The organism is Companilactobacillus nuruki (genome assembly GCF_002872255.1).
Classification (GTDB): Bacteria; Bacillota; Bacilli; order Lactobacillales; family Lactobacillaceae; genus Companilactobacillus; species Companilactobacillus nuruki.
Map to the genome: position 1 here is coordinate 35899 of NZ_NIPR01000020.1, position 12483 is coordinate 48381.

General features: G+C 34.6%; 10 protein-coding genes, 3 tRNA genes, 2 rRNA genes and 1 riboswitch. Of the genes, 2 read left to right on the plus strand and 13 right to left on the minus strand.

What is annotated here, in order from left to right:
• Nucleotides 1-142: 142 nt before the first annotated feature.
• The 8 genes from CBP76_RS06520 to lysA form a co-directional block, all read right to left on the minus strand.
• Nucleotides 143-1453, minus strand: a complete 1311-nt coding sequence (locus tag CBP76_RS06520; protein WP_102196130.1) for a hypothetical protein — start codon at nucleotides 1451-1453, stop codon at nucleotides 143-145.
• Nucleotides 1454-1548: 95 nt separating this feature from the next.
• Nucleotides 1549-2607, minus strand: coding sequence for an aspartate-semialdehyde dehydrogenase (locus tag CBP76_RS06525; RefSeq protein WP_102196131.1), 1059 nt, complete (start codon nucleotides 2605-2607; stop codon nucleotides 1549-1551).
• 26 nt (nucleotides 2608-2633) lie between these two features.
• Nucleotides 2634-3818, minus strand: coding sequence for an aminotransferase class I/II-fold pyridoxal phosphate-dependent enzyme (locus CBP76_RS06530; RefSeq protein ID WP_102196132.1), 1185 nt, complete (start codon nucleotides 3816-3818; stop codon nucleotides 2634-2636).
• Between the two features lie 90 nt (nucleotides 3819-3908).
• Nucleotides 3909-4682, minus strand: a complete 774-nt coding sequence (dapB, locus tag CBP76_RS06535; RefSeq protein ID WP_102196133.1) for a 4-hydroxy-tetrahydrodipicolinate reductase — start codon at nucleotides 4680-4682, stop codon at nucleotides 3909-3911.
• 11 nt (nucleotides 4683-4693) lie between these two features.
• Entirely contained in the window at nucleotides 4694-5563 is an 870-nt protein-coding gene (gene dapA, locus CBP76_RS06540; RefSeq protein ID WP_102196134.1) for a 4-hydroxy-tetrahydrodipicolinate synthase, read from the minus strand.
• Entirely contained in the window at nucleotides 5563-6720 is a 1158-nt protein-coding gene (locus tag CBP76_RS06545; protein WP_102196135.1) for an N-acetyldiaminopimelate deacetylase, read from the minus strand. Before CBP76_RS06545 ends, dapA begins: the two co-directional genes overlap by 1 nt.
• Before the next feature lie 2 nt (nucleotides 6721-6722).
• A complete protein-coding gene (gene dapD / locus CBP76_RS06550) occupies nucleotides 6723-7427 on the minus strand; it encodes a 2,3,4,5-tetrahydropyridine-2,6-dicarboxylate N-acetyltransferase (protein ID WP_102196136.1) in 705 nt (234 codons plus the stop codon).
• A 15-nt stretch (nucleotides 7428-7442) separates the two neighbouring features.
• Complete coding sequence (gene lysA, locus CBP76_RS06555) at nucleotides 7443-8726, minus strand: diaminopimelate decarboxylase (protein ID WP_102196137.1); 1284 nt, start codon at nucleotides 8724-8726, stop codon at nucleotides 7443-7445.
• A gap of 73 nt (nucleotides 8727-8799) precedes the next feature.
• A riboswitch (Lysine riboswitch) is annotated at nucleotides 8800-8982 on the minus strand.
• A gap of 148 nt (nucleotides 8983-9130) precedes the next feature.
• Here lysA and CBP76_RS06560 point away from each other — a divergent pair.
• Nucleotides 9131-10489, plus strand: a complete 1359-nt coding sequence (locus CBP76_RS06560) for an aspartate kinase (RefSeq protein WP_102196138.1) — start codon at nucleotides 9131-9133, stop codon at nucleotides 10487-10489.
• Nucleotides 10490-10504: 15 nt separating this feature from the next.
• Nucleotides 10505-11470 carry a diaminopimelate epimerase gene (dapF, locus tag CBP76_RS06565; protein ID WP_102196139.1) on the plus strand — a complete coding sequence of 322 codons (966 nt, stop codon included), beginning with the start codon at nucleotides 10505-10507 and terminating at the stop codon, nucleotides 11468-11470.
• A gap of 54 nt (nucleotides 11471-11524) precedes the next feature.
• Here the strand turns inward: dapF and CBP76_RS06570 are convergent.
• The 5 genes from CBP76_RS06570 to CBP76_RS13310 form a co-directional block, all read right to left on the minus strand.
• Nucleotides 11525-11598, minus strand: a tRNA-Arg gene (locus tag CBP76_RS06570).
• Between the two features lie 252 nt (nucleotides 11599-11850).
• Nucleotides 11851-11941: transfer RNA gene (locus tag CBP76_RS06575), tRNA-Ser, on the minus strand.
• Nucleotides 11942-11955: 14 nt separating this feature from the next.
• Nucleotides 11956-12028: transfer RNA gene (locus tag CBP76_RS06580), tRNA-Asn, on the minus strand.
• 9 nt (nucleotides 12029-12037) lie between these two features.
• Nucleotides 12038-12154: ribosomal RNA gene (gene rrf, locus CBP76_RS06585) — 5S ribosomal RNA — on the minus strand.
• 80 nt (nucleotides 12155-12234) lie between these two features.
• Nucleotides 12235-12483: ribosomal RNA gene (locus tag CBP76_RS13310) — 23S ribosomal RNA — on the minus strand; the annotation flags it as partial.

A 12483-nucleotide genomic window follows, 5' to 3' on the forward strand; every position in this document is an offset into this window, starting at 1 on the left:
CTTATTTTAATTTTTTTAAAAACATCATTCCATCATATTCACAAATCGTCGTTATACTTACATCAAATCCTATTAGTTAAAACATATGTTCTTGTTCAAAATTTATATTCTAATTTAGATTTATAGCGTTGTAATGGCATAATTATTCTTCTTGTCGAGCAAAATAAAAAGTTATTACCGCATACAAAAAAACAATTGTGGTGATAAAAATATGAACTCCATAAAGTACCCCATTAGTTGGGCCATCAGTTATTTGATTATTAAAGAATCCTAAAGCATTTATCTTCATAAAATAACTAATAAAGTAAATTGTCGTCATATAAACTAGCTGTTGTGAAACATTTCCTACACTGGATAATTGATATTTAATTAAAAAAGCTCTTTCTGAATCAATATTACTGCTATTGTACAGATTATCGTTCAAAATACGATTATCAGCTCCAACAAATAATGAACATAAGAACAAACCAATAAAATAGGTATAGTTGAACAATGCCAAAACTAAGCCTAACAACAATAAAGGATAACGCAAAGATTTATATTTCTTATTGATTAATGGTCCTAATTGAAAACCAACCAGATAGATGGTATAAATCAACATCAAACTATTAAAGCCAAAACGAATTGTACTATCAAAAATGGCATAAAGCATAACATAATTCATTATCACACCACGATTAACAGCAACTAAACTAAGTGGAAATATTTTTTTATGAATATCTATTTGATAATAGGCTAAGAAAATGAAGAGAATAATTGAAACCAAACTAATAATCAGATCAAAAGAGTTAGAAACTGCTTTAAGTCTTGTATAGCGAATGATAAAAATCAGCATTACTAAACTGGCTAAGACTATTAAACTAAAAAATGAATTAATTTTGAATCTTGGTTTTTTCTCCATTCCCTGATAAAAGGTCAGTCGATGAGTAACCTGTAGGCCACCAACCATAGCTGCAAAAAAGAGTACTGCTAATAAAACAAATGATAGATTTAAAAATTTAGTTTTAGTAGCTATTAATTGAACTATCACTAAAATAATTAAAGTTAAAACTACTGATAATAAGTGCATCTTATTAAATTTGAACTCTTTATCTAGTTTTCCTCTAGATCGAACTGTTAAATAATAAGGCCAAATCCAACTTGAAGCCAGTCCTAAAAGAATACCACCGATCACTCCCATTGCTGGATTAGCAGCACCTAGAATACATAAAGAACCAATCACACCAAAAAGACTAGACATCGAAAGCATAGTTGATGCTGGCAATGTAATAAACGTCGTTAAAAGCATTCCTAAAGCCCTGAACGTATAAAGCATTAGAAAAGGCAATGCATATGTAAAAACATTTTTATTTTGGTTATACAATGTCAAACAGAAAAAATATGGTATTGCGACTCCAGCATTGGCCAAGAGATCTAAAACACCCTCGTTAAATATACTAATTATTCGCTTCATTTTTTTCCTCACCTAAAATTAACTATCTTTGAATATTCTAACAAAATTAAACAAAAAAATATGGAACACAGACCATTTTCTGCATTCCATATCAATTAATTTATATGTACTAAATTATCAGCTACCAATCTTTCAGCAATTTGAACCGTATTCCATGCAGCTCCTTTAAGTAAATTATCAGATACAACCCACATATTAAAAGCACCTGCATTTTCCAAATCCGGACGAATCCGACCTACAAATGTATCTCGACTACCAACAGCATTAATTGGTTGTGGATAAACTTGATGACTTGGATCATCTTGCAAAACAGCACCCGGTGCATCTTTTATTAACTGTTGAATCTGTTCTGTTGTGGCGGATTTATCATTTAATTCAATATAAATTGATTCTCCATGGCTAATCGGCACTGGTACTCTAACGCAAGTAGCAGTCACTTTAATTTCTGGGGAATTCATATCTCCCAGCATAATCTTCTTTGTTTCATGAATCATTTTCCATTCTTCATGAGAATAAAGATCATCTTCGAGAACATCGATCTGTGGTAACAAATTAAAAGCTAAAGGATAATGCTCTTTGTCACCTTTTGTTGGAAAAATATCAGCCTTCATTTCCTGTCCGTTTAAATAATCTTGAGCCTGTGAATATAATTCATTCAAAGCACTTTGTCCTGCTCCACTGGCAGCCTGATATGTAGAAACGATAATTTGTTTCAATCCAAATGCCTTTCGAATTGGTTCTAATGCTACCATCATTTGAATAGTTGAACAGTTGGGATTGGCAATAATTCCATGATGTTTATACAAAGCAGCCTCGTTAACTTCAGGTACAACTAGTGGAACATCCTCTTCCATTCGAAAAGCGCTGGTATTATCTACACAAACTGCACCACGTTTGACAGCTTCAGGCAAAAGTTTTTTCGATACTGCTCCACCAGCCGAAGCTAAAACTAAATCCACATTTTCAAATGATTCTGGCTTAGCCTCTTCGACAACAATATCTTGCCCCTTAAACTTTAATATCTTACCAGCTGAACGTACTGAAGCTAATAATTTAATTTTTTTAACAGGAATAGTTGATTGTTCTAATTGTTGAATTAATCGTGTTCCCACGGCACCTGTGGAACCTAAAATCGCTACTGTATACTCATTCATAAAATCCTCATCCCTTAATTAAAAATTTACAAATTCTCTGTAAAATCTCTTAAACGTTTCATTGCTGTTTTAATATCTTCCAATGAAGCTGCGTAAGAAATTCTAAAATATCCTTCGCCACCTTTACCAAAGGCTACGCCCGGAGTAACTCCAACAAGTCCCTCTTCAGCCAATTTATTAGCAAATTCAATAGAACTTAAACCAAGATTTTCAGGAATTTTGGAAAATGTATAAAATGCACCCTCTGGTAATTCTGTTTCATAACCCAAATCATTCAATTGTTCTACCAAATAATCACGGCGTTCTTGGTAAACTTTTCTCATTGCAATCGGATCATCAATTCCATTTTTCAAAGCCTCTTCGGCTGCAAATTGAGCCGGATTAGAAGGAGCTGTGACAGTAAAGGCGTGCATCTTATTAGCTTGTTCAACAAAATCCTTTGGGCCGGCAATGTAACCAATACGATAACCTGTCATAGCATGTGATTTTGATAAACCATTAATCAGGATAGTCTTACCAGGCATCAATTTAGCTAATGAATAATGTTTATGATCATATGTCAATTCAGCATATATCTCATCAGAAATAACAAACATATTTTTATCTTTCACTACATCAACAATTTCTTGGAGCTGATCTTTCGAATATACAAATCCAGTTGGATTACCAGGAAAATTCAACATCATTGCCTTTACCTTATCTGGACCTTCTTTTTGAATAACCTCCTCCAAGTGCTTACCCGTCATTTGAAAACCATCGGCTGTCGTATCAACTTGAATTGGAACTCCTCCCAGGATTTTTACAATAGGAATATATAACGCAAAGGTTGGTGTTGGAATAATAACTTTATCACCGGGATTAATAATTGCGGCTAAAGAATCAAAAATGGCTTCAGTAGCACCAATCGTTACAACAATTTCTGTTTCAGGATTATATTGAAGATCAAATTGTTTATCTAAATAACCAGAGATAGCTTCTCTTAAGCTTAAAAATCCCTTTTGGTCTGAATAATGTGATTCATTTTCTTTAATACTTTCTATTGCTGCATTTTTTACATGTTCGGGAACATCAAAGTTTGGTTCACCAAGTGTCAATTTAACTAGACCTGGAATCTTAGCAAACTTTTCAGCAAACTCTCTAATCATTGATCTACCCATAGGGGCTATTGTTTCATTTACTACATCTTTTACTGATGAATCTAATTCTGGCATTGTCTAACACTCCTTAAAATTAATAGTAGTTTAATTCTATAACAAATTTGCTCAAATTATTAGAGTTTTTGTAATTTTTTTAAATTATTTCTAAATTAATTTTTCCAAACCTACTATCAATTGATTCTTCCCCATCACTTCATGAACTGCTAATTTAACACCAGTCATAAAAGATTGACGATCAGTTGTACTTTGAGAAATAGTCAGTGTTTCACCAATACCACCAAAAATCACTTCTTCATCTGCAACAAATCCTGGCAATCTTAGTGCGTGGATCTTGGTTCCATGATAATCACCCCCACGCGTATTCATTGGATCATCACTACTATGTTGGATTTGGTCATTTCCTCTAGCTTCGTAAATCAGACGAGCGGTATTTAGAGCGGTTCCTGAAGGAGCATCTATTTTATCTTCATGATGCTTCTCAATAATTTCAGATTCTTTGAAATATTTGGCTGCTGTTTGGGCGAACTTCATCATTAAAACAGCTGATAAGCCAAAATTTGAAGCAATGATTCCACCTAAGTTTTTATCATCGGCCATTTTCTTTAAAATTGTTGTTTGTTCTTCACTCATACCACTAGTTCCAATCACAGGTCGAATTCCCTTTTCAATTGCAAATTTGGTATTATCAAAGACTGCACTAGGAATAGAAAAGTCTATCCAAATATCTGCCTTAAGATTAATATCTTCTAGTTTACTGAATATCTTCACATCATCAGGCAAACCATATGATTTAGGATCGAGATCATTAATAACTGGATTAAATCCCCCTACTAGTTGCATATCGGCAGAATCATTGATCATTTTGACCACTTTTTGTCCCATCGATCCATTAAAACCTGAAACTATTATTTTTATCATCCAAAGACTCCCTAAAGATCCAATATTTTAAATAAATTGTCCTGTTCATCATCATTTAAGGCCAATATAGGCAAACGACAACCACCAACGTTATATCCTAATCGATTTAAAGCTGCTTTAACTGGGGATGGCGATGGATACATAAACAAGGCGGCCATTTTTGGGGTTAATTTTCGCTGAATTTTTCCAGCAATTTGATAATTACCATCATCCAATGAACGATACATTTCACTCATTTCATTACCATAAATATGGGAAGCTACTGAAATTACACCATTTGCACCAATTACTTTGGCAAATAAGGCTTGTGCATCTTCACCACTGTAAACATCAAAATCATCAGCGGAATTCTCTACAATGTATTCAAGATCATCCATCGTATTACATTGTTTTACACCACAAATATTAGAATTCTTTGAAAGCTTGACGACTGTCTCCTTATCCATTAAAACGCCAGTACGGCCTGGAATATTATAAATCATCACTGGTAGCGGTGATTCTTGAGCAATTTTTTCGAAATGGGCAATCATTCCACGTTGGTTAGGCTTGTTGTAATAAGGTACTACTACTAAAGCCATGTCAATACCCTTTATCTGACTAACCTTATCAATAAAAGCAATTGTATTCGCTGTACTATTACTACCGACACCAGCAATAATTGGTACCCTGCTATCAACAATTTCAACAAACCTTCGATAAAGTTGTAATTTCTCGTCTTCTGTCAAAGTAGGAGTTTCACCAGTGGTTCCACCGATTACAAATCCCTTACTGCCAGTCGATAGCAAATGTTCGGTTAGCTTCTTTAGAGCCTCAAAATCAATTAATCCCTGCTTATCAAACGGTGTAATTATCGCCGTCATTAAATCAACGTTTTCAAACATTATGCTTCCTCCAAATTCATTCGATAATTCAAAAAACTAGTTACCGCATTAATTCCTTTTTCCATGGCCGCTTCATTTGGTAAAAAATCAGCAGAATGCAGAGCACCTTTACTTTCTACACCAAGCCAAAACATCGTTCCGGGGATCTTATTAATTAAGTATCCAAAATCCTCCCCTGTCATCTTAGGCTCAGTTTCTTCAAAAATAACATCTGGATCATTCTTCATATAATCAATAAATCTTTTTGTTAAGACAGGATCATTTTCTACTGGATAATACCCACCTTGGTCATATTCAACCTTAATTTGGCAATTGAAGGATTTCTCTAAACCACTAGCAATCTCTTTAATTCTTTCTCGAATAAACTCAATCATTTCTTGAGTCAATCCTCGAATGGTTCCTTCAATTCTAGCTTGACCAGCAATAACATTTCTAATTACGCCAGCTTCTAATTTTCCAAACGTAATTACTCCACACTTGATTGGGTCAATATTTCTTGAAATTATTATTTGAACCTGATTAATAAAGCTGGCCGCAATAACCACTGCATCATTTGCTAAATGAGGATAGGCCGCGTGACCACTTTTTCCAATAATTGTAATATTAACCTCAGTCGTTCCTGCAAATAAAGTACCGTTACGACATCCTATAACGCCGGTTTTCAAAAGTGGATTATCATGCAATCCATAAAACTCATCGATCTTGAACCTTCCATTAAAAGCTCCCCAGTCATAGGCCACCTTGCCACCACTCATAGTTTCTTCGGATGGCTGAAAAAAGAAAATCAAATTATCTTTGGGTTGGTTATTACTATAGTAATTGAGAATTCCTAACCCGACTGTTACATGAATATCATGCCCACAAGCATGCATTACGCCGGGATTAGTAGACATATAATCAGAATTATTTACTTCAGTCACAGGTAAAGCATCCATATCACAACGATAACCAATATTTCTAAGTGGGTCATATCCCTTAACTAACACCAACAGAGCAGTTGGTAATTCTGGTAGCTCTTTAATTTCCAAATTAGTTTGTGGAAATGAGGCAATTATTTTTTTGATATAATCATGAGTTTTAAACTCCTTCATGGACAACTCTGGGATTGAATGCAAGTGACGTCTAATCTTAATCAATTCATCATTAGATAAAATCATACTCACAACTTCCTTAAAGTACTTTCAATTCTTGTTTTATCAGTCGTCTTCTGATCCTTTACCTTCAATATTTTGGCAGGAATGCCCGCTACCACTGTTCCGGCAGCAACATCCTTGGTTACAACTGCTCCAGCTCCAATAACAGCATCATTACCAACTTGAACGCCTTCCAAAACTACTGCATTAGCACCAACCACAACATTATTGCCTATTCTTACAGGCTGGGCCGAAGCTGGTTCAACTACACCCGCCAAAACAGCATTGGCACCAATATGTGAATTTTCACCGACAATTGCACGACCACCTAAAACTGCCCCCATATCAATCATCGTCTTGGCACCAATTTCAGCACCAATATTGATCACGGCTCCCATCATAATAACAGCATTATCGCCAATCTCCACTTTGTCACGGATAATAGCTCCCGGTTCAATTCGAGCATTAATATTTTTAATATCAAGCATTGGTACACCTGTATTTTGACCAATTGTTTCTACATAATAATCAGTTAAATTATTTTGTTTCAATATCGGGTCGATAATCTTATAATCGCCAATAATAATTGCTAAATCATTACTTTTAAAAATCTTTATTTCTGAAGGAAAACTAATTTTAGAAGTATCCCCTTGTAAATAAACTTTTACAGGAGTTTCTTTCTGGGAGTTTCCTATATAATTAATAATTTCTTGTGCATCCATCTTTGTCATAAAATTTTCCTCCGATTAATAATCCAAATCTAAACTCGTTAAATCTTGATAGGTTTCACGTTTTACTACTAATTTATCTTGCCCATTTTCAACAAAAACAACTGCTGCTCTAGGATTTCGATTATAATTCATTGCCATTGAATACCCATATGCTCCAGTATCAAGCACCGCTAAAATATCACCTGGATTAGTATCAGGTACTCTTTGTTGATCGATTAAGATATCACCTGATTCACAATACTTACCAGCGATATGGACTGTTTGTGTTAACGGTTGATCCATCTTATTAGCAACTACTGCCTCGTATTTAGCTTGATATAAAGCTGGTCTGATATTATCACCCATGCCACCATCAACAGATAAATATGAGATTTTTTCTGGAATATCTTTTCTAGAACCAATAGTATAAAGAGTATACCCTGCTGGAGCTACAATTGATCGACCTGGTTCAATCCAAACCTCTGGAACATTATCACAAGCTTTCTTCAATTCATTCGCAATCTTTCCAATGAATTCATCAGCACTTATTGGATCATCATCTTTGGTATAACTGATTCCAAATCCACCACCAAGATTAATAACTTCAGGCCAATAGTTAAATTCCCTTTGAAAATGTTTTGCTAATTCGACCATTTTGTCTGCTAACATAGTAAAACCTTGTGTGCCAAAAATTTGTGAACCAATATGAGCATGTATTCCCTTTAAATGCATATTTGGATCATCAAGTACCTGTTTCATAGCTTTATCAGCTTGACCAGAACCAACATCAAAGCCGAACTTACTATCAGTCTGACCAGTTTGATCATATTTATGCGTATGAGCTGAAATTCCAGGCGTCAATCTCAACATAACATTTATTTTTTCATGATCGGTCTTTAAAATACGTGATAATAATTCAATTTCATAAAAATTATCTATAATAATAACTCCAACATGATTTTTAACCGCCATGACTAATTCCTCAAAGGTCTTGTTATTACCGTGGAAACTAATTTTGCTACTAGGAAAACCAGCCTGCAAAGCGGTATACAATTCTCCTCCAGAGACAACATCAATATGTACTGACTCTTGTTTCATAACTTGATAAATGGCTTTTATAGCGAAGGCTTTACTAGCATAACTAATTTGATATTTTAAATCATTATTTTCAAATGCAGATTTAAATTTTCTTATTTGACTACGGATTTCAGAGACGTCAAAAACATATAAAGGTGTTCCGTATTTTTTTGTCAATTCAATCGAATCAACTCCTCCAATAACTAAATGACCGTTGTTACTTACCAATTCATTTGCAATCATATTCTCTTCTCCTCCAAATAAAAAGACCTCTTTGCTTAAATAACAAAGAGATCCACGATTAATCTGCATCAATTTTGTCATAAGCTCAACGTGGCTGACAATTTAGCCACGACAGTCCGTATCCTCTTAGTAATACGTCCCAGCTTGCTGAATCCTGTAAAATTCAGTGCTTCGGCAATTTCCCCTTTTAATGAGTTCTAAGTTCTTACAGAAACTCCCTCATTTACTAATGTCAATTGCGACCTCTTTTGTTGGTACTAAGATTATAACAACACTCATTATTCGTCAAGTAATATTAATAATATTCTCATTTTCCCAATCAATTAAAATGTTTTTCTTGTCATAACAACAAAAAATGATACACTCATCATTAAAAACTATTTAATTTTAGAGGTGTAGTTGTTATGAAGGTCATCAAGTTTGGGGGAAGTTCCCTTGCCACAGGAGAACAATTTGAAAAGGTTATTAAGATTATAAAAGACGATTTTGAAAGAAAAGTCGTCGTTACCTCAGCCCCTGGTAAACGTTTTTCAGGTGATATAAAAGTTACTGATTTATTGATTGAATATGCTAACGCTGTTATTGAAAATGAAGACTACACGAATATAGTTAAAAAAATTATTAGTAGATACAAAGAAATAATTGACTATTTTAAATTAGATGATTCCGTTATTAACGTTTTAAAAGATAAAATAATAAAATTATCTCAAGATGATTTCACTGACGATGAACATCTTTTGGCTACTTTCAAAGCCCATGGTGAGTTATTGAATGCTATTGTTCTGAATGAAGTTCTTAATTCAAAGGGAATAAAATCAATCTTTATTGATCCAAAGGACGCTGGAATTATCGTCCATGGTAAACCCAATGATGCTGATATTTCCCCAGAAACTTATCTTAATCTTGAAAGCTTAAATATTCCAGATGACACTAAAGCCATTTTTCCAGGTTTCTTTGGATACAGTAAAGATGGATCAATTTTTACTTTCTCTCGTGGAGGATCCGATATCACTGGTGCTTTACTAAGCCAAGGACTACATGCCGACCTATATGAAAATTTTACAGATGTTGATGCAATTTATGTAGCCAATAATCATATTGTTAAACATCCTCAGGCAATTAAAAAAATGTCTTACCGTGAAATGAGAGAATTATCATATGCTGGATTTTCGGTATTTCAAGATGAGGCTATTATTCCAGCAGTCAAAGGACAAGTTCCCGTCAATGTTAAGAACACTAATAATCCTGAAGCCGAAGGCACTTTGATTGTTCCTGAACAATTTCTTTTCAACCCGGCTAATCAAATTACCGGTATTGCATGTTCCAAGCGATTCTCAGCGCTGTATATACATCGCTATCTCTTGAATAAAGAAGTCGGCTTCACTTTGAAACTGCTACAAATTTTTTATAAATATAATATCTCTTATGAACATATGCCTTCTGGTATTGACGATCTGACTGTAATCTTCGATCGTACCAAATTAGATAAAACAACTATCAAACATCTTTGCCATGACGTTAAAGAAGTGCTTCAGCCAGATTATTTGGAATGGATTGATGATTATGCCATTATTATGGTTGTCGGCGAAGGAATTGCTCATAACGTCAATACACTGGGGCAAATCATCGATTCCTTAACCGAGAATAATATCGCAATTCATATGATTAACCAAGGTGCCTCTCGCATTTCAATTATGATTGGAATTCAAGAAGCAGATGCAGATGATGCTGTTAGACAAATTTACAAAACATTTTTTAATTAAATTGAGGTGGACATATTGGCAAAATTTCTCAAAGTTCATGGTTCAGAAAACAAATTTTTTATTTTAGATCAAACATTACTAAAAAAAACATTAACCGATGATGAATTAAAAAGATTAGCAATTAATCTCTGCGAAAATACTCTTAATGGTGCTGACGGACTATTGGTAATTGACGTTAGCGAGAACTGCCTAGGAAAAATGCGTGTTATTAATGCTGATGGTAGCGAAGCAAAAATGTGTGGTAATGGCTTGCGGACAGTTAGTCGTTATTTATCCGAAAAGTATCAGCTTAATGAATTCAAAGTTGAGACAATGGAATCAGACCTTGCAGTTTCCAAGGCCCCCGACTTCTATGAAGGTGTTCCTGCTTTTAGTGTCGAAATATCCCCTATTTCTTTTAAAAAAGATGATCTTCCCTTTTCATACAAAAATATGAAGGAAATGATAAATCAGCTGGTACCAGAGTTTTTACCTGATCAAAGTTTTTCTGCTGTGGCAGTCCCTAATCCACATTTAATTAGTTTCGTACCAGAGGTTAGCAAATTAGAGTTAGGTGATCTTGGTCAAAAACTGAATGGGAAAAATGAATACTTTCCCGAAGGAGTTAACGTTAGTTTTAGTCAGATATTAGATACCAATAAAATTTTTGTTCAAACCTATGAACGTGGCGTTGGCTTCACCAATGCCTGTGGAACAGGTATGTCAGCAACTAGTTTAATCTTTGCACTCTTGCATCCCGATAAATTTGATCCTACTAAAGAAATAACTGTTTATAACCCTGGCGGCATGGTTAAAACGAAAGTGACTTTAAACTCCGATAAAGAATTGAGTAAATTGAGACTTATCGGAAATGCTACTTTCACCCATGAAATAGATATTGAAGAAACGGATCTTCACAATAATAACCTAAGAAATATCAATGTAGTAGAAACAAATGAAGAGAATGATTACAAAGCATTTGTAACATATATTTCAAAATAATTTTATACAAAAAAAAGACTTATGAGATGAACTCATAAGTCTTTTATATTAAAATGCGCCTAGTAGGAGTCGAACCTACAACCTTCTGATTCGTAGTCAGACACTCTATCCAATTGCGCTATAGGCGCATATCAATAACTCAACAAAAAATATTATATCATACATATTGTTTATCTGTATATATTTTTATTAATTAAAAGAAGAATAATTACACTAAAAAAGTCAAAAACATCAATCAACTTAAATAAAAAAGCAACAACATTGAGTTTATGCAGTGACCTTTTGATACAACACTAAAAACTTAAAATCAGAAAAGACCTCTACATCATTGATATAGAGGTCTTTTTACACTTTCGTACACTTGAGTACATTAATCCAAACGGAGAGTAGGGGGTTCGAACCCCTGATACAGGTCAATACCCGTATACATGATTTCCAATCATGCTCCTTCAACCACTCGGACAACTCTCCAAGATAAAAAAAAACTCCGGTTGTCAGACTCGAACTGACGACAACCTGATTAACAGTCAGGTGCTCTACCAACTGAGCTAAACCGGAATAATAACAGCGTGGCAGCTCCCTATCCTCGCGGGTAGTTTCCCACCAACTACTTTCGGCGCGGAGAAGCTTAACTTCTGTGTTCGGCATGGGAACAGGTGTATCCTTCTCACTATCGCCACCACACTATTTTCGCTCGTACCTTCAAAACTAGATATTAAGACAATGAATTAATTGTACTACTAAAAACTGCTGTAAACTCTTACTCGATTAAGTCCTCGATCTATTAGTACTGCTCAGCTCCATGTATCGCTACACTTCCACCCGCAGCCTATCTACGTCATAATCTCTAACGGATCTTACTTCCATAAAGGAATGGGAAATCTCATCTCGAGGAGTACTTCACACTTAACTTCCTTCAGCGTTTATCCCATCAATACTTCGATACCGAGCGATGAGCCTGCAGCCACAACTGACACCCACGCTGTCGCTCGATGACTCTTATAACCATCGCA

Bases quoted from the DNA above. Each gene is read 5' to 3' on its own strand.
- CBP76_RS06520 (WP_102196130.1), bottom strand. From the start codon at position 1,453: ATGAAGCGAATAATTAGTATATTTAACGAGGGTGTTTTAGATCTCTTG.
- CBP76_RS06525 (WP_102196131.1), bottom strand. From the start codon at position 2,607: ATGAATGAGTATACAGTAGCGATTTTAGGTTCCACAGGTGCCGTGGGA.
- CBP76_RS06530 (WP_102196132.1), bottom strand. From the start codon at position 3,818: ATGCCAGAATTAGATTCATCAGTAAAAGATGTAGTAAATGAAACAATA.
- dapB (WP_102196133.1), bottom strand. From the start codon at position 4,682: ATGATAAAAATAATAGTTTCAGGTTTTAATGGATCGATGGGACAAAAA.
- dapA (WP_102196134.1), bottom strand. From the start codon at position 5,563: ATGTTTGAAAACGTTGATTTAATGACGGCGATAATTACACCGTTTGAT.
- CBP76_RS06545 (WP_102196135.1), bottom strand. From the start codon at position 6,720: ATGATTTTATCTAATGATGAATTGATTAAGATTAGACGTCACTTGCAT.
- dapD (WP_102196136.1), bottom strand. From the start codon at position 7,427: ATGACAAAGATGGATGCACAAGAAATTATTAATTATATAGGAAACTCC.
- lysA (WP_102196137.1), bottom strand. From the start codon at position 8,726: ATGATTGCAAATGAATTGGTAAGTAACAACGGTCATTTAGTTATTGGA.
- CBP76_RS06560 (WP_102196138.1), top strand. From the start codon at position 9,131: ATGAAGGTCATCAAGTTTGGGGGAAGTTCCCTTGCCACAGGAGAACAA.